Origin of the sequence: Intestinimonas butyriciproducens (assembly GCF_004154955.1) — a bacterium.
Classification (GTDB): domain Bacteria; phylum Bacillota; class Clostridia; order Oscillospirales; family Oscillospiraceae; genus Intestinimonas; species Intestinimonas butyriciproducens.
In genome coordinates this window covers 1,088,475-1,104,369 of sequence record NZ_CP011524.1, presented here as the reverse complement: position 1 = coordinate 1,104,369, position 15,895 = coordinate 1,088,475, and the positions used below count along the sequence as shown (strand labels likewise).

Below are 15,895 nucleotides of genomic sequence, written 5' to 3'. Positions count from 1 at the left end.
GGAAAGAAAAAATAAAAAACTGAGACTATCACATTACGCAGAAGGCCGTCCAAAAGAGACTTTGGGCGGCCTTTTTGCGTGGAGAAGTCCGGGGAAAGGAGAAAAAACACAAAAAATATTCAACAAACTTTTCGTTCCATTCTTGTGCAGAAAGTAGAAATTGAAGGAGGCTAGTAAATGGACGACAAGAAGCAAACGGGCGTCCCGGAGGATCATACCCCCACGCCAGAACAGCAGCCGCCCTCTCCCTCCGGCCCCGGTGATGTAGTGGTTGACTTTGATAAAATCAACGAGCTCATGGCCGAGCGCCGGGCGGCGGCGCGGGATGCGGTGGAACAGGAGCCATCGGCTCCGCTTGAGGCAGAGGGGCTGACCTCAGAGGAAACGCTCATTCTGGAGCAGGAGGACAAGGCCGCCCTGTTTGAAATGGGGGATGTTTCCCCGGACGAGCAACCGTCTTTCGGCACATACATCCCCGAGGAAGTGGAGCCGGATAAGGAGCCTGCCGTCCCTGCCGGGCTGGAAAAAGTGGAAGCGCCGGAGCCGAAACAGGAAAAGCCCCGCCGTGGCCGTGCGCCGAAGGTAGAAAAGGCCGCACCGGACAAAAAGGCAGAGCAGCCGGAAAAGCCACGCAAGGGCCGCCTCTCCAAGGCAGATAAGGCGTCCCCGGACAAGGCTTCCCCGGCTAAACCTCGAGACAAAGTGTCCCGAAGTGCAAAGCCCGCGCCGGTAGAGGAAGCGCCCCCGGCCCCCACGCCGGAGCCTGCCCCGGCTGAAACAGTCCCCCCGGAGCCTGCATCCCCGCCCCGCCCTCTGGAGGAGGGCAAGACGGTGTAATGTGTTCCGTCATTAATGAAAGCTGTGATGTTCGTTTCACTTTCCGGAATTGTTGCTGTTGAACTATTTAAATACAGGTTACTTCCTGACTTAAACAGGCCATTGAAACTTGCTACAGATTGGGAACTAAAAAATGCACAATTTGTTTTTGCAGATACTGTTTTTCCGGGAGGAACAAGATTAGAACTGCTGATTGCGTAGTTTCCTGTAAGAGTAATTGCAAGCCGCAATTTTTGAGTGGAAGAAAGCTTGTAAACTGCAATCTGTGAATTGCTACTTGTATGAGTGACATTGTTAGTAAGACCGTCACCAAAGCTGGAAACCGAGAAGGGCCCGGCTCCTTCTGAAACTACGGACAATTTCCAGCGCTGAGCCTCGCTTGATGCCTTGATTTGCCAAGATACATTGCTGTTTGCAGAAGTACCATCAGCAGTTAAGTACCGACCATTGGTGATAGACTTGATGTAGTACACATTGGGGCCATATCGCTCAAATTCGACTAAACTATCTTTATAGTTACCTATATGTGAAATTATGTCACAGTTGTTTGTTCCCGTGGCATTATTTAGCGCATAACCCCCAGTGTTATTACTTTTACAGGAAAAAATTCTTGTCCGTGCACCATTGCTTGGCGAATCAATTCGCCAAGTCTGATCAAGACTGGCTGAGACTCGTGCTTTAATATATACATTGCGTCGCGCAGTTGGTGTGCCATCAGCAGTCATGTAAAGACCTGCGCCACCATGGGATTGAAGAGTATAATTTGCCATGATTTAACCTCCTATTATTTTTATATCTGGGCTCACTCTTTACAGCGTCTTTTACAAATGGTAAAATAATGATAAACAATCAAACTTATCTTGATAATCGTATGAAAGGGGCAGCATAAATGAAATCTAAATTGCTTTTGGCAGTTGCCTTTTTGTCAATTGTCTTGACTTCCTGTACAGCAAAAGCTCCTGTCCCGTCCAGCGCGTCCGATCCCGGGGAAACAGCCGTGCCAACCACAGAACATCCTATCCCGTGGTTGGACAGAACACTCGAGTATCTGCCGGAAGTACTCCCTGAGCAATACAGGGAAGTATTGTCTCCTTGGGATCCCTACACGAGAGCGCTTCTAACGGACGGTGTAGTGATCGTTGCGCCGGATATGAAATTTTCCAGTTTGCCTCAGAACTTCCGGGATACCCTGAAATGTATAGATAGCGACCTTCCTTATGGTCAGTACCTGGATGCGGATGTTCAGGAATTTCAAGATGTGCTCTGCTCAGTCTATGAGAACGACGATTTGCAGATCATAACGGCATACTTTGACCCGCTGAAAGAGGGCCTCTATTCTGATGCCGGGATCGAATATATTCGGGTTGTTCACGCACGATCGGATCATTTTTGTACATACCAAGGGGTTCGACTGGGTGATTCGGCGGAAACTTATACAAGTCAAGACGCAGGTACATCGATTTCCACCGGGACACCGTATATGACCTATGTGACAGACGATGGCAAGCTGGCGGATCTGTTTTCCAGTTCTTTTGCTGAGATATCTAGTCTCAAGGATAGAGTTGCTGACATTTCTTTTGTAAAAGATTAAAAACTCGACTCCATTAGCACTACTATGTTGGAGTTTCGCTATTTTACTGCATCGAATTTCCTCCTCCTTACTTTCTACAATGGCGAGTTAAAGGATGCATCTACTGCATTGCCTTCATTCATGTATTGATTGGATAAGCCAAAACATTACATGCATAGACAAAATTAGTGAAAGATTTAAAGATGGCAACAAGGGCGTCTTTGGACATTGTGTCCAAAGACGCCCTTGTTGCTTTACTCATTTTTCCATCCAATTATTGTGCAGTCACAGCAGTAGTTGTTTTAGTCCTGTAATCACCGCGAGTATCATCTTCGGCATCACCAGCGTAAAAAGTTACAACAGCACGATATTGCTTACCGGATGTTCCGTTATATGAAACGCTTCCGAAGTGCGTGATCGCATTAGTAACCATCATACCATTTGCGACAGAACCCCAATATGTAGCAACACCTCGCCACGTAGATCCGTTTTTCTCTTGTACCACAATATGGGCTACACCTATCCGCTCCATATAATTGGTTGCAACAATGTCATAACTTATTATATGTCTACTCCCTGGAGGGCCAGCTCCCCGGGGAGAGCAGAGCCGCGCTGTGCTATGAGCCCTTTACCCCGAAGTTTCCAATGGGCCTCAGCCGGAGTGAGAGGATCCTCCCGCAGGTCCTGCGGCACGACGCGCTCCTCTTCTATCCCTTCCACTCCATGGACCCCTTTCTCCAGCTCATCCGCGAGGCGGCCAACGACCCCAATGTGCTCTCCATCAAGATCACCATCTACCGCCTGGCCTCCAAGGCCAAGCTCATTGAGTACCTGGCCGCGGCGGCGGAGAACGGCAAGGACGTCTCCGTCCTCATGGAGCTGCGGGCCCGCTTCGACGAGCAGAACAATATTTCTTGGGCCGAGCGGCTGGAGGACGCCGGCTGCACGGTGCAGTACGGCTTTGAGGGGGTCAAGGTCCACTCCAAGATCTGTCTCATCACCCGGCGGGAGCGGGGCAGCATCCAGCATATCACCCAGGTAGGCACCGGAAATTACAATGAAAAGACGGCCAAGCTGTACACCGACCTGTGCCTGATCACCTCCAACCCCGCCATCGGCGCGGATGCGGCCGCTTTCTTCCAGAACATGTCCATCTCCAACCTGGAGGGGGAGTACCGCCACCTGCTGGTCGCCCCGAACGGCCTCAAAAACCGGCTCATATCCCTCATCGACGGGGAGACCGCAAAGGCCAGGGCGGGCAAGCCGGCCCATATTTTTATAAAGTGCAACTCCGTGACCGACCGCGACCTGATCGACAAGCTCTCGGAGGCCAGCCAGGCCGGAGTGGACATCGTACTGAACGTCCGCGGCATCTGCTGCCTCCGGCCCGGCGTACCCGGAAAGACCGACCGTATCCGGGTATTTTCCATCGTGGGCCGATACCTGGAGCATCCCCGCATCTTCGCCTTCGGCGTCGGGAAGGACGCCCGGCTGTACATCGGCTCCGCCGACCTCATGACCCGAAACACCGAGCGGCGGGTAGAGATCGCCTGCCCCGTGCTGGACGAGGGCATCCGGCGGCAGATCGCCCACTATGTGGACGTCCTGTGCCGGGACAATGGAAAGGCACGGCTCATGGGCTCCGACGGGCATTATTTCCCCGTCCCCGACCGGGGGGAGGCCCCTTTGGATGCGCAGGCCGCCTTCATGGAGGAGGCCGCCCGCCAGGAGCCCGCCCCCGGGGCCGTCTCCCCGGCCCCGGAGCGCCGGAAGGGCTTCTTTGCCGCCGTTCTGGATCGGCTGAAGTCCCGGAGCTGACGCTTTCCGGCCCGCCGCAGGCGCCTCCTCGCTGTAGAACGGGCGGTTTTCGGTGCACAAAAACGGCACGGCCTTTGAAAGGCCGTGCCGTTTTTTCGTCTTTTCCGTCTACTGCCCCCAGAACGACCGGACCTCGCCGGCGCGGGCCTTTGTCTGCTCGTATCCGTCCTGCCAGAGCGCCCGGATCTTGTCCACATCCCGCTCGATACGGGAAAAGCCCTGGGTATTTTGGGGCGCAAACAGGAGGACCTTCCCCTCCCGCTCCAACTGGAAGAGGTGCTCCCGGGAGGCATTATAGGTCTCCGCCCGGCGGCGCATGGTCTCGCAGAAGTGAGGATACCGCCTGTACCGCACGTCGATAAAGGGCTGGAGCTTCTCCGGCTCCCTGCGGTAGCTCCGCTCCCGGGTGAGAACCACCACCACCCGGTCGCAGCCCATCTCAAAGGCCCGCTCATAGGGAATGGCGTCCGCCGCTCCGCCGTCCAGGCAGGGCATCCCGTCCAGGTGGTAGACGGGAAACAGAAGCGGCATGGCGCAGGTGGCCTGGAGCAGCAGAAAATGCTCGTCCCGCCGGGGTACCGGCAGGTACTCCGCCTTGCCGGTGTTCAAATTGGTGACCACCGCCTCCACCTCTCCGGGAAAGGCGGCAAACGTATCATAGTCAAAGGGCACCAGCCGGTTGGGGATGTCCTCATAGGTGAATTTCAGCCCGAAATAGCAGCGGTTGGCGGGCCGCAGCAGGTTCCGCTTGCCCATGTACCGCTTGTCATTGGCGTACTTGGTCAGGATCTCCAGATTGCGTCCGAACTGGCGGGAAACGTAGCTCACCCCATAGGCGATCCCGGCGGATACGCCGATCACATAGTCCGGCAGCAGTCCCGCCTCCAAAAGTCCGTCGCAGGCACCGCTGGAAAAGATGGTGCGGAGGGCGCCGCCCTCCAGCACGATGCCGGTTTTCATGGATACCACTCCTTTGGTAAGGGATATTATACCTCTTTTCGCCTCAAATTGCAAAGGGCCGAGGGAGTCCCCCTCAGCCCTTTGCGATGTCCCGGTTGGCATAGGCGTTGAGCGCCATATCCGCCGTATGCCCGGCCAGATATTCGTAATAGGCCTGACAGCCGATCATGGCGCCATTGTCCCCGCACAGGGAGAGCGGAGGCAGGTAGAGGCGGCATCCGGCCGCGGCACAGGCCGCCTCCAGGTCCGCGCGGATGCGGGAATTGGCCGCCACGCCCCCCGCCACCGCCACTTTGCGGCGGCCGCAGCGGCGGGCGGCCTCCATGACCCTGGGGACCAGCATATCGCTGACCGCCGCGGAAAAGGAGGCGGCCAGGGACGGGAGATCCAGCGCCTCCTCCTTCTGCCGGGCGTTGTGGATGAGATTGATGGCGGCCGTCTTCAAGCCGGAAAAGGACATGTCCAGCGGAGCGTCGTGGACCTGCACCCTGGGGAAGGCGTACCTTCCGGCGTCTCCCGTCCGGGAGAGGCGGTCCATGGGGGCCCCTCCGGGGTAGCCGATGCCCAGCACCCGGGCCACCTTGTCAAAGCACTCCCCCGCCGCATCATCCCTGGTGGCGCCCAGGATTTCCATCTCGGTGTAGTCCCGCACATCCACAATGAGGGTGGTGCCGCCGGAGACGCACAGGCACACGAAGGGGGGCTCCAGCTCCGGGTGGGCGATGTAGTTGGCGGAGATATGTCCCCGAACATGGTGGACGGGGATGAGAGGCACTCCCAGCCCATAGGCCACGGACTTTGCGAAATTCACCCCCACCAGCAGCGCCCCAATGAGGCCGGGGCCATAGGTGACGGCCACCGCGTCCACATCGGCTTTCCGGAGACCCGCTTCGGCCAGCGCGGCGTCCGCCAGACCCGCGATGGCCTCCACATGCTTGCGGGAGGCGATCTCAGGCACCACGCCTCCGTAGAGGGCGTGCATGTCGGCCTGGGAGGCGATGGCGTCGGAGAGGACGGTCCGCCCGTCCCGCACCACGGCGGCCGCGGTCTCGTCACAGGAGGATTCAAAGGCCAGAATGTTCAAGGGCAGGTCCTTCTTTCTCTGGAGCGGAGGCTCCATATCGGGTGGGATCGTCGGAGCGGCCCACTAGGTAGTCCAGCGACACGTCATAGAGGTCCGCCAAAAAAATCCAACCGGCCAACCGCGGCTCCTGTTCCCCCCGCTCATAGCGCTGGTATTGCCGTGGAACAACCTGCATGAGCTGGGCCAGCTCCGTCTGTGTCAGTCCACGGCTTTCTCTCAGCTCTTTTAATCGAAGCAGATACATAAAAACTCCTTCTTGACACGACTATTTTAGTCTAGTATACTGGATATAGATCAAAATAGTCGTGCCGAGGTGATACTATGAACTCATCCTTACTAATTCTCTATGACACATTCGTAATCAAAAGTCAATTGTCCAGTCCCGATTACCAGGCCGCCATGGCGGAGTGGCGCCGCGCCCGCGGGGGGAGCTGGCTGGACCTGGAGGATGCGGCCTATGCCCGCATGTACACCTGGGGAGAAGTCTCCTTTTCCGCCGGACTGCGCATGGGCCTGGAGCTCTCTCACGACCTCTCGGGGATATGGATGAACCGATCGTAGAGCCAGGGGCTGAACTCATAGTGATAGAGCCGCTGGTGGGCCTCCATGGCCTCCTCCCCGGTCCGGTCCCCGTACAGGAGCATGGCGTACCGCACGCCGAAAATACGCGCCGCATAGCCCAACTCCCGGAACCCCAGGCGGCGGTAAAAGGCCAGCCGCCTGGCCCGGAGCCCATTCTCCTCCGGGGAGGCGTCGTCCCCCTCCGCCTCGGCCTCCACCAGAATCCCGCTGACGTGGCGGTACTGCTCCATCAGATGGGCCACCATCACGGTGCCGATGCCCTGTCCCCTGGGCTTGTCCCGGCAGACGCCCAGATAGTCCAGCAGCACGAAGCCGCCTTCCGGGTCCCTCCACAGCAGGGCATACGCCATCAGTTCCTCTCCCCGGTAGAGTCCCCAGGGCTCGTACCGCCCGGCGGACAGGAGCTTTTCCATGGCGGAGAGGGGTTTGCGTTCAGCGGGGGGAAAATCCGGCGTCAGGTGTTCCCGGTAGACAAGGTGCAGGGCGTCCAGATCCAGTCGCTTACATTCATACTGTTCCAATCCGATCAAACTCCACCGTCATTAAAATCGCGTCCTCATGGAGATCCGCGTAATAATTCTTTCTCCGGCCCACCGTCTCAAAGCCCATCTTCTCGTAGAGGGCGATGGCTGGGGCGTTGGACGCCCGCACCTCCAGGGTGAGAAACGCCAGATGGGCCTCCCCAAAGCGGAGAAAAGCGCCCAGGATCTCCTCCGCCACCCCTTGACGGCGGCTGTCCTCCGCCACGGCGATCTTTTCCAGGCAGCCCTCGTCCAGCACCACGCTCACCTCGCCGTAGCCCAGCACGGCGCCGTCCTCCCCCTCAGCCACTACCAGGGAGACGGCGTCGTTGTAGAGCTCGTCCGCAAAGGTCTGCTCCGACCAGGGCTTGGAAAAGCAGGCCCGCTCAATGGCGAGCACCTGCGGCAGATGGGAGCGGTCCATGGGCACCAGTTTTCTCTTCAAGTCAGTTTCGTCCCTTCATCCAATATGGGGGTTCCGGTATCTCGCCGGGCCCCAGCGGGATCTTCACATCGGGGCGCCCGGGGCCGTAAATGGCCCGGTGGGCCGCCATCAACTTCTCCATGCCGGCGGGCATCCGACCCAGGACCAGGGCCCGGAACCGAACGCCGCAGGACCCTATGTCATACACCGGCGCAAAGCCGCACCGCTCGTAAAAACCGATGCGCCGCAGCCGCAGGGCGTTTTCCGCCTCGGGGCCGCCGGGGACCGGGGCCTCCGCCTCAGTGATGATCAGGGCCCGGCCCGCATACCGCTCCCCCAGCAGCCGGAGGATGGCCGCGCCCAGCCCGCCGTTCCGCCGTCCGGCGGTAACGCCGAGGTAGTCCAGCAGCACATAGCCGGGGAACGCCTCCCGGCTCCAGAGCGTGGCATAGCCCAGCAGCGCCTGCCCCTCATAGAGGCCCAGCGGCTCATAGCAGCCCCGTTCCATCTCGGACATCATATCGGCGAGGGGTTTGCGCTCGTTCTCCGGGAACGCCTCAGAGAGCTCCCGCGCATACCAGCCTGCCAAATCAGAGATCGGCCGCAGCTCCATGGATGGTCCTCCCCTCTGTCTGTCTCACTCCTTGGCCTCCGCCCAGCTCTGTCCGGCGGCGGAGTCGGCCTTCATGGGCACGGAGAGCGCGGACACGCCCTCCATCTCCTCGGTCAGCAGCGCCTTGACCCGCTCCACCTCGGCGTCGGGACACTCCACGATGAGCTCATCGTGGACCTGAAGGATCAGCCGGGCCGCCAGCCCCTCCCGGCGCAGGCGGTCGTCCACCCGGATCATGGCCAGCTTGATGAGGTCGGCGGCGGTGCCCTGGATGGGCATATTGAGGGCCACCCGCTCGCCGAAGGAGCGCAGATTGAAATTGGAGGACTTGATCTCGGGCAGCCAACGGCGGCGGCCCATCAGGGTGGAGACGTAGCCGTCCTGCCTGGCCTGTTCCACCACCCGCTTCCTGTAATCCCGGACGCCGGCGTAATGGCCCAGATAGCGCTCGATATAATCCCTGGCCTCCGCCACGCTCACGTGGATGTCCTCGGAAAGGGAGAAGGCCGAAATGCCGTACACGATGCCGAAATTCACCGCCTTGGCGGCGGAACGCTGGGCGTGGGTCACCTGCTCCGGCGGGATGCCCAGCACCTGGGCGGCGGTGGCCGTGTGGATATCCTCGCCGGTGAGGAACGCCTCCTGCATGGCTTTGTCGCCGGAGATATGGGCCAGCAGCCGCAGCTCAATCTGGGAGTAATCCGCGTCCACCAGCTTGTACCCCGCCGGCGCCACAAACATCTTCCGGAGCTCCGCCCCCAGCTCCGTGCGGACGGGGATGTTCTGGAGGTTGGGCTCCGTGGAGGAGAGGCGCCCGGTGGTGGTGACGGTGTTCTGGAAGGAGGTGTGGATGCGCCCATCGTCGGCGATGACCTTGGTCAGCCCGTCCACATAGGTGCTCTTGAGCTTGGCAAGCTGGCGGTAGTCCATGATGACGTCGATGATGGGGTGTTTTCCCCGCAGCTTTTCCAGCACCTCCACATTGGTGGAATAGCCGGTCTTGGTCTTTTTCACCGGCGGCAGGCCAAGCTGCTCGAACAGGACGCGCCCCAACTGCTGGGTGGAGTTGATGTTGAATTCCTCTCCCGCCAGCTCGTAGATGATCCTCACATCGGCCTCGATGCGCCCGTCCAGCATCTCGCCAAAGGCCGCCAGAGCCCTGCGGTCCACCAGCATCCCCGCCCGCTCCATGCGGGCCAGCACCGGGCACAGGGGGAGGTCCACCTGATAGTAGAGCTCATGCATGCCCAGCTCCTCCAGCTTGGGGGAGAGCGCCTCATACAGGGCGGCCACCATCCCCGTCCAGGCCGACAGCGCCGCGAGGGCGGGCGCCGGGTCGGCCAGAGGTCCCCACGCCTCCGGCTCCGCCCAATCCTTCCGGGACGGCAGCTCGGTGTTGAAATAGGATATGGCCAGCTTATCCATGGCATAGCTCCCGTCGGTGGGGGCCAGGAGGTAGGCCGCCAGGGCCGTGTCGAAGACAAAGCCCTCCGCGGTGAGCCCCTCCCCCAGGAGCTGATGCATCAGATCCTTCCCGTCATGGGATACCTTGCGCACCGCACCGCTGAAAAAGGTCTTGAGAAAATCCCGGTAGGGTCCCGCCCCCACCCGCTCGGCAAACACAGCGGACATACGCTCCCCCTGGAGCACGCATACGCCGTCCAGGGAGGGCAGCGCCTGGAGAAAGACCCGCTCGGCCCCTTTCCACTCCTCCAAAAGTCCGGCGAGGGCCGCCGGGTCGGTGATCAGCTCCGCCTGGACCTGAGGCGCCTCCGCCTTTTCGGCGTGCGCCAGCCCCTGGTTCCCTTTGAGTCCCAGCTTATCGATGAGCTTGGCGAATTCCAGGCGCAGAAACAGCTCATAGAGCACCGGCTCGTTGACCGGCCTGCGCAGTGCCTCCTCCGGGGTGAAACGCACAGGGGCGTCGCACCGGATCGTGGCCAGCTCGTAGGACATCCGGGCCTGCTCCCGGCCTTCGCCCAGCTTTTTGAGGACGGCGGGCTTGGCCTCCACCGCTTCCAGATCGGCGTAAATGGCCTCCACGCTCTGGTATCTCTGGATGAGGTCCATGGCGGTCTTTTCCCCGACGCCCTTCACGCCGGGTATATTGTCGGAGGCATCCCCCATGAGGGCCTTGAGATCGATGATGTGGATGGGGTCAAAGCCGTACTCCGCCCGAAAGGTCTCCGGCGTCATATCCCGGGTGGCGGTCTGCCCCATGCGGGTGGTCACCAGCTTGACCCTGGCCGTCTGGGTGATCAGTTGGAGCGAGTCCTTGTCCCCGGTGACGATCACGGTCTCCCAGCCGGCGGCGGTATCCAGCTTTGAGATGGTGCCGATGAGATCGTCAGCCTCCCAGCCCTCCAACTCATAGCGGGGAATGTTCATGGCGTCCAGCACCTCCTTGAGGAGGGGCACCTGGACCACCAGGTCCTCCGGCATGGGCTTACGCTGGGCCTTATAGCCCTCATAGGCCAAATGGCGGAAGGTGGGCGCCTTCAGATCGAAACAGACGCACAGGGCGTCGGGCTCCTCCTCCCCCACCAGCTTCTGGAGGATGGTGAGAAAGCCATAGACGGCGTTGGTGGGCGTGCCGTCCCGGGTAGAGAGGGGCCGGACGCCGTAAAAAGCCCGATTGAGGATGGAATTTCCGTCGATGACCATAAGTTTCATGGAGAAGCCTCCCGCCTGCGGATCAAAATAAGTTCTTACAGTATATCAGTTTTCCCCCACATGGGCAAGCTAAAACAGGCCCCGCCCGGGAGTTTGCGCCGGACGCGGCGTTTTCCCTCTCAGCTCCCCGCCCGCTCCAGGCTGCCCAGCGGCCGGTAGACCACCGCATACATGGTGAGGAAGCAGGCCAGCCCCCCGATGAGCTGGGAGACGGCCTCGGCGACGAACACGCCGTCGGTCCCCATGCCCAAATAGGGAAGCAGCAGCGTAAGGGGGGCGTTGATGATGGCTTTCCGCAGCAAAGAGAAAAAAATGGCGTTTTTGGAGCGGCCCAGCGCGGTAAAGACGGACTGACCCGCGATTTGGAGCGACATGATGATGAAGAGGCTGAAATAGATGCGCAGCGCCGGGATCCCCACGTCCAAAATGGGCTGTTCGCTGGTGAACAGGCGGATCATCGCCTCCGGCGCCAGCATGATGATCGCCCAGGCCGCAGTCGAATAGAGGACCACCACGATGGAGGTGAAGCGAATCCCCTGCCGGACTCTGCGGGACTCCCCCGCGCCGTAGTTGTAGCCCAGCACGGGCTGGGACCCGTTGGAGAGCCCCTGGACCGGCATGGAGACCACCTCGCGGATGGAGTTGATGATGGTCATGGCCCCCACATAGAGGTCGCCGCCATAGGCCTGGAGCGTGGTATTGCAGACCACCTGGACCAGACTGTTGGTGAGGTTTACAAAGAATCCGGCCAACCCCAGCGAGACGATCTTTCTGACCCGGCGCGCGGAAAGGGCCAGGCAGTCAAATTTCAGCCGCAGGATGGCCCTCTTCCCGGTGAGGAATTTGAGCACCCACACCGCCGAGCAGCCCTGTGCGATCACAGTGGCCAGCGCCGCCCCCTGGACTCCCATATCCAGCACAAAGATGAACACGGGGTCCAGGACGATATTCACCACTGCGCCCAGCCCCACCGTCATCATGCCGATCTCGGCAAAGCCCTGCGCATTGATAAAGGGGTTCATGCCTAGGCTCACCATAACGAAAAGGGTGCCGCAGAGGTAGATGGTGAGATAGGCGTCGGCATAGGGAAAGGTGGCCTCACTGGCGCCGAAGAGACAGAGCACCGGGCGCTTGAGCAGGAGAAAGACCAGGGTGGCCGCCGCACCCAGGATCAGCAGCAACGTGAAGGAATTGCCCAGAATATGCTCGGCCTCCTCATCGTCTCCCTGCCCCCGGCAGATGGAGCACAGCGGCGCGCCGCCCATGCCGCAGAGGTTGGCAAACCCCATCAGAATGGAGACGATGGGCATGGTAAGTCCCAGTCCGGTGAGCGCCAGATGCCCGGGCAGCCGTCCGAGGTACATCCGGTCCACCACGCTGTAGAGGACATTGATGAGCTGCGCCAGCGTCATAGGGGCCGCCAGCGTCAGAATATTTCTTGGAATGCTTCCCTTTGAAAAGTCGTTCTTCCGTTCCGACAAGGCACTCTTTCCCCTTCTGTTGTATCTTGCAGAAAAATAATACAAAATTGTAGCACAAATTTCCTCCCGGGGCAAGGAGGGCGGACCTCCTGTCCCTTTTCCCCACCTGTGCATTTGTGCTGGAACCAGTGAAGGGCAGCCTCGAGAAGAAGGCTGCCCGTAAAGACTGGTTTGTCCAACGGCCTATGACGCAGCCGTCACGGTTGGGTCGCTGCGATCACTATTTTGCAATCTGCACAGTAATGCGCCTGGGCCATATATCCGTTCGCCTTCAGCGGCTTGAACCCACCTAGGAGGGGAATCCCCTTTTCGGCCGTTGAAAAGGCAATCATAGAGGGCCTTTCCCCGTCAGGAATCCACTGGACCGGCTGGCCTCCGTTTGGAATATAACCGGATCTCATTTCTTTTTGGCAATATGGACACTTCATTTTATCGGCGCCTCCCATTCAACCGCGGCAGATCCCTGCTGCGCTCCTGCTTACAGTATTGTACCATGAAGGCAGTGATTTTTCAACGCGCGGCCAAATCAAGGACGGCCTGCACCGTCACCCTGAGCTGAGCTGTTGTCCCAGTCCGCGCTGCCATGTCCCTCCTGGAACGGCTCGGCTTCGTAAATCCAAACCACAATTTGTCTGATTGATTTTGCCTTGCACCGCACAGACTAGCGATGAGGTGATTGGAAATGCCGAAGGACAGTCAGCCTGACAGCAAGCAGGCTCGGATGAAAAAAAGCAAAGGGCAAACGCCCATCACCCGAGAGAACCAAAACCAGAACCGGAACGCCAAGAAACAGTCGATTCCGGGCAACGACGTGTGAGGTGCACCATGCAGCGCGAATATGCGGATATGTACGCCCTGTTTCGGCACGACCACAAGGCCGAGGCCTACTTCGAGTCCCTGCCCGATTATGTGCGGGACCAGATCAGTATGCGCGTCAAGAACGTGAATACCTTTGACGATCTCCAGGGCTATGCCGACAACCTATTGCGGGGGGACGGCTGATGGCAAAGCAGGGGATGAAGCGTCCGGAGCGGACCCATACGCAGCCCCGGAACGATGTCCCGCCGGTCCCCGAGCTCCAAGGCGGGCCCAAGCGTACCAAGGAAAAAGCCAAACCCATCACAGAACCATGAGAAAGGCCCCGTCGTCCGAACAGCAGTCGGACGGCGGGGCCTTGCCGTGTGGGTCAGATCCGCTTCCACTCCACCCCGGCGGGGGTGTCCTTGATCTCCACGCCCATGGCCTTGAGCACGTCGCGGATACGGTCCGCTTCCGCCCAATTTTTGTCTTTTTTTGCCCCGGCCCGCTGGGCGATGAGCGCCTCGATCTCCTCGGCTCCCTCGGCGGGGACCTTCTCTTTCTCCCGGAGCGCCGCGGCCTTCTCCAGCAGGTCCAGGCCCAAGACCTGGTCAAAGCTTCCGACCAGGGCGCGCTTGGTCTCGTCGTTCACGTCCGCCTTCAGCACGTCATAGAGACGGGTGACAGCCAGCGAGGTGTTCAGATCGTTGCCCAGTGCCTCCTTGAAAGCCGCTTGATGCGCCTCCACCGCTGCCTCGTCCACGGTACCCTCTCCGGTCAGCGCGGCTACCCGGGCCACCAGCTTGTCATAGGCCGCTCTGGCGTTGTCCAGGTTCTCCCAGGAGAAGGTAAGACTCTTACGGTAGTGCGACTGGAGGCAGAAAAGGCGGTAGACCAGGGGATCATATCCCCTCTCCTCCAGGGTGGTGACGGTGGTGAACTCGCCCTTGGACTTGGACATTTTTCCGCCGGCGGTGTCCAGGTGGTGGACGTGGACCCAGTATCTGCACCAGGGATGCCCCAGATATGCCTCACTTTGCGCGATCTCGTTGGTATGGTGAGGGAAGGCGTTGTCGATGCCGCCACAGTGGATGTCCAGGTATTCGCCCAGATACCGCATGGAGATACAGGAACATTCGATGTGCCAGCCCGGGTACCCCACGCCCCAGGGGGAGTCCCACTTGAGGGCCTGATCCTCGAACTTGGATTTGGTGAACCAGAGCACAAAATCCGTCTTGTTCCGTTTATTGTTGTCCGCGTCCACGCCCTCCCGGACGCCCACCGCCAGGTCCTCCTCGTCGTGGTCGTTAAACACATAATAGTGCTCCAGCTTGGCGGTGTCAAAATAAACATTGCCCCCCGCCTGATAGGCGTAGCCCTTTTCCAACAGCCCGGAAATGACCTTGATATAGCTCTCGATCATACCGGTGGCGGGCTGCACCACATCGGGATATTTGATATTGAGCTTCTTGCAGTCGTTAAAAAAGGCTTCGGTATAAAACCGGGCGATTTCCATGACGGACTTGTGCTCCCGCTGGGCCCCCTTGAGCATCTTGTCCTCGCCGGTATCGGCGTCGGAGGAGAGGTGTCCCACATCGGTGATGTTCATCACGCGCTTGACCTCATAGCCGTCGTAGCGGAGAAACTTCTCCAGAATATCCTCCATAATATAGCTGCGGAGATTTCCAATATGGGCAAAATGATAGACCGTAGGGCCGCAGGTATACATGGATACCTTGCCGGGCTCATGGGGGATAAACTCCTCCTTGGTATGAGACGCGGAATTGTACAATTTCATACTGATAGCTCCTTACAAATTTTCACTTTTTGCCTGCTCATCCATCAGTTTTTCCAGCCACTCCAGCCGGGAACTGATGGCCTGAAGCTCTTTTTGTACCGGATCGGTGATATGGATCTGGTCCACATCGGCGGCGTAGTTCATCTTTTCACCCGCGATGCGCACCACCCGGGCAGGGACGCCCACGGCCGTGGCCTCTGCCGGGATCTCGCTGAGCACCACGGCGTTGGAGGCGATCCGCGCCCCGTCCCCCACCTTAAAAGGCCCCAGGACCTTGGCCCCGCAGGCGATCATGACGCCGTTTCCAATGGTGGGGTGCCGCTTCCCCTGGTCCTTTCCAGTGCCGCCCAAGGTAACGCCGTGGTAAAGGAGCACGTCGTCTCCGATCTCTGTGGTCTCTCCGATGACGATACCCATACCGTGGTCGATGACGAAGCGGCGGCCGATCCGGGCGCCGGGATGGATCTCAATGCCGGTGATGTGTCGGGCGATCTGGGAATTGAGCCGGGCCAGAAAGAACAGCCTGTGCCGGTACAGCCAGTGGGATACCCGGTGAAAGAGGATGGCGTGTACGCCCGGATACAGCAAAAATATCTCCAGCTTGGATCGGGCCGCCGGGTCCCGGGCCTGATAGGCCGCCAGAGTCTCGGAAAGTCGTTTGAACATAGGGGTCCCTCCTATTCTTGGACAAGCAAAAACGCCTCTCATGCTCAAAGGCATGAGAGGCGTCGTCACA

Annotated in this window: 18 protein-coding genes; 7 read left to right on the top strand and 11 right to left on the bottom strand. The window is 59.4% G+C overall.

Annotated features, from left to right (window positions below; all coding sequences use genetic code 11):
* Positions 1-177 precede the first annotated feature (177 nt).
* The 4 genes from SRB521_RS05380 (at position 178) to ppk1 (ending at position 4,225) form a co-directional block, all read left to right on the top strand.
* Positions 178-837, top strand: a complete 660-nt coding sequence (locus SRB521_RS05380) for a hypothetical protein (protein WP_116722404.1) — start codon at positions 178-180, stop codon at positions 835-837.
* Between the two features lie 15 nt (positions 838-852).
* Positions 853-1,038, top strand: a complete 186-nt coding sequence (locus tag SRB521_RS05375; protein WP_129868795.1) for a hypothetical protein — start codon at positions 853-855, stop codon at positions 1,036-1,038.
* Positions 1,039-1,726: 688 nt separating this feature from the next.
* A complete protein-coding gene (locus tag SRB521_RS05370; protein WP_116722405.1) occupies positions 1,727-2,428 on the top strand; it encodes a hypothetical protein in 702 nt (233 codons plus the stop codon).
* Positions 2,429-2,947: 519 nt separating this feature from the next.
* Positions 2,948-4,225 (top strand): polyphosphate kinase 1, encoded by a 1,278-nt coding sequence (gene ppk1 / locus SRB521_RS05365; protein ID WP_242976588.1) that lies wholly within the window; start codon positions 2,948-2,950, stop codon positions 4,223-4,225.
* A gap of 108 nt (positions 4,226-4,333) precedes the next feature.
* Here the strand turns inward: ppk1 and SRB521_RS05360 are convergent, their stop codons facing one another.
* The 3 genes from SRB521_RS05360 to SRB521_RS05350 form a co-directional block, all read right to left on the bottom strand.
* A complete protein-coding gene (locus SRB521_RS05360; RefSeq protein ID WP_075704193.1) occupies positions 4,334-5,185 on the bottom strand; it encodes a patatin-like phospholipase family protein in 852 nt (283 codons plus the stop codon).
* Between the two features lie 73 nt (positions 5,186-5,258).
* Positions 5,259-6,269 carry a tRNA (adenosine(37)-N6)-threonylcarbamoyltransferase complex transferase subunit TsaD gene (tsaD, locus tag SRB521_RS05355; protein WP_075704194.1) on the bottom strand — a complete coding sequence of 337 codons (1,011 nt, stop codon included), beginning with the start codon at positions 6,267-6,269 and terminating at the stop codon, positions 5,259-5,261.
* Positions 6,250-6,513, bottom strand: a complete 264-nt coding sequence (locus SRB521_RS05350) for a helix-turn-helix domain-containing protein (protein ID WP_075704195.1) — start codon at positions 6,511-6,513, stop codon at positions 6,250-6,252. The genes tsaD and SRB521_RS05350 overlap by 20 nt, the downstream gene beginning before the upstream one ends.
* Positions 6,514-6,590: 77 nt before the next feature.
* Here SRB521_RS05350 and SRB521_RS05345 point away from each other — a divergent pair, with 77 nt between their 5' ends.
* Positions 6,591-6,830: a hypothetical protein gene (locus tag SRB521_RS05345; RefSeq protein ID WP_075704196.1), complete on the top strand. Its 240-nt coding sequence runs from the start codon at positions 6,591-6,593 to the stop codon at positions 6,828-6,830.
* On the opposite strand, the gene SRB521_RS05340 is transcribed toward SRB521_RS05345, so the two are convergent.
* The 6 genes from SRB521_RS05340 to SRB521_RS16445 form a co-directional block, all read right to left on the bottom strand.
* Positions 6,794-7,372, bottom strand: a complete 579-nt coding sequence (locus SRB521_RS05340; protein ID WP_242943936.1) for a GNAT family N-acetyltransferase — start codon at positions 7,370-7,372, stop codon at positions 6,794-6,796. The genes SRB521_RS05345 and SRB521_RS05340 overlap by 37 nt on opposite strands.
* On the bottom strand, positions 7,359-7,817 hold the full coding sequence (gene rimI / locus SRB521_RS05335) for a ribosomal protein S18-alanine N-acetyltransferase (protein ID WP_116722408.1): 459 nt from the start codon (positions 7,815-7,817) through the stop codon (positions 7,359-7,361). Before rimI ends, SRB521_RS05340 begins: the two co-directional genes overlap by 14 nt.
* A gap of 1 nt (position 7,818) precedes the next feature.
* Positions 7,819-8,409 (bottom strand): GNAT family N-acetyltransferase, encoded by a 591-nt coding sequence (locus SRB521_RS05330; RefSeq protein ID WP_075704197.1) that lies wholly within the window; start codon positions 8,407-8,409, stop codon positions 7,819-7,821.
* A 24-nt stretch (positions 8,410-8,433) separates the two neighbouring features.
* Complete coding sequence (gene polA, locus SRB521_RS05325; RefSeq protein ID WP_075704198.1) at positions 8,434-11,082, bottom strand: DNA polymerase I; 2,649 nt, start codon at positions 11,080-11,082, stop codon at positions 8,434-8,436.
* 119 nt (positions 11,083-11,201) lie between these two features.
* Positions 11,202-12,563 carry an MATE family efflux transporter gene (locus tag SRB521_RS05320; RefSeq protein ID WP_075704199.1) on the bottom strand — a complete coding sequence of 454 codons (1,362 nt, stop codon included), beginning with the start codon at positions 12,561-12,563 and terminating at the stop codon, positions 11,202-11,204.
* A 197-nt stretch (positions 12,564-12,760) separates the two neighbouring features.
* Complete coding sequence (locus SRB521_RS16445; RefSeq protein ID WP_075704200.1) at positions 12,761-12,991, bottom strand: PF20097 family protein; 231 nt, start codon at positions 12,989-12,991, stop codon at positions 12,761-12,763.
* Positions 12,992-13,388: 397 nt separating this feature from the next.
* Here SRB521_RS16445 and SRB521_RS16035 point away from each other — a divergent pair, with 397 nt between their 5' ends.
* Together SRB521_RS16035 and SRB521_RS16645 are read left to right on the top strand one after the other, a co-directional pair.
* Positions 13,389-13,565, top strand: coding sequence for a hypothetical protein (locus SRB521_RS16035; RefSeq protein ID WP_165366567.1), 177 nt, complete (start codon positions 13,389-13,391; stop codon positions 13,563-13,565).
* Entirely contained in the window at positions 13,565-13,696 is a 132-nt protein-coding gene (locus SRB521_RS16645) for a hypothetical protein (RefSeq protein ID WP_257534838.1), read from the top strand. Before SRB521_RS16035 ends, SRB521_RS16645 begins: the two co-directional genes overlap by 1 nt.
* Before the next feature lie 53 nt (positions 13,697-13,749).
* On the opposite strand, the gene cysS is transcribed toward SRB521_RS16645, so the two are convergent.
* Both cysS and epsC read right to left on the bottom strand, forming a co-directional pair.
* Positions 13,750-15,159 carry a cysteine--tRNA ligase gene (gene cysS, locus SRB521_RS05310; RefSeq protein WP_116722409.1) on the bottom strand — a complete coding sequence of 470 codons (1,410 nt, stop codon included), beginning with the start codon at positions 15,157-15,159 and terminating at the stop codon, positions 13,750-13,752.
* A 12-nt stretch (positions 15,160-15,171) separates the two neighbouring features.
* Positions 15,172-15,825 (bottom strand): serine O-acetyltransferase EpsC, encoded by a 654-nt coding sequence (epsC, locus tag SRB521_RS05305; protein ID WP_033117530.1) that lies wholly within the window; start codon positions 15,823-15,825, stop codon positions 15,172-15,174.
* Positions 15,826-15,895: the final 70 nt, after the last annotated feature.

Bases quoted from the DNA above. Each gene is read 5' to 3' on its own strand.
- SRB521_RS05380 (WP_116722404.1), top strand. From the start codon at position 178: ATGGACGACAAGAAGCAAACGGGCGTCCCGGAGGATCATACCCCCACG.
- SRB521_RS05375 (WP_129868795.1), top strand. From the start codon at position 853: ATGAAAGCTGTGATGTTCGTTTCACTTTCCGGAATTGTTGCTGTTGAA.
- SRB521_RS05370 (WP_116722405.1), top strand. From the start codon at position 1,727: ATGAAATCTAAATTGCTTTTGGCAGTTGCCTTTTTGTCAATTGTCTTG.
- SRB521_RS05360 (WP_075704193.1), bottom strand. From the start codon at position 5,185: ATGAAAACCGGCATCGTGCTGGAGGGCGGCGCCCTCCGCACCATCTTT.
- SRB521_RS05350 (WP_075704195.1), bottom strand. From the start codon at position 6,513: ATGTATCTGCTTCGATTAAAAGAGCTGAGAGAAAGCCGTGGACTGACA.
- SRB521_RS05345 (WP_075704196.1), top strand. From the start codon at position 6,591: ATGAACTCATCCTTACTAATTCTCTATGACACATTCGTAATCAAAAGT.
- SRB521_RS05330 (WP_075704197.1), bottom strand. From the start codon at position 8,409: ATGGAGCTGCGGCCGATCTCTGATTTGGCAGGCTGGTATGCGCGGGAG.
- polA (WP_075704198.1), bottom strand. From the start codon at position 11,082: ATGAAACTTATGGTCATCGACGGAAATTCCATCCTCAATCGGGCTTTT.
- SRB521_RS16445 (WP_075704200.1), bottom strand. From the start codon at position 12,991: ATGAAGTGTCCATATTGCCAAAAAGAAATGAGATCCGGTTATATTCCA.
- SRB521_RS16035 (WP_165366567.1), top strand. From the start codon at position 13,389: ATGCAGCGCGAATATGCGGATATGTACGCCCTGTTTCGGCACGACCAC.
- SRB521_RS16645 (WP_257534838.1), top strand. From the start codon at position 13,565: ATGGCAAAGCAGGGGATGAAGCGTCCGGAGCGGACCCATACGCAGCCC.
- cysS (WP_116722409.1), bottom strand. From the start codon at position 15,159: ATGAAATTGTACAATTCCGCGTCTCATACCAAGGAGGAGTTTATCCCC.
- epsC (WP_033117530.1), bottom strand. From the start codon at position 15,825: ATGTTCAAACGACTTTCCGAGACTCTGGCGGCCTATCAGGCCCGGGAC.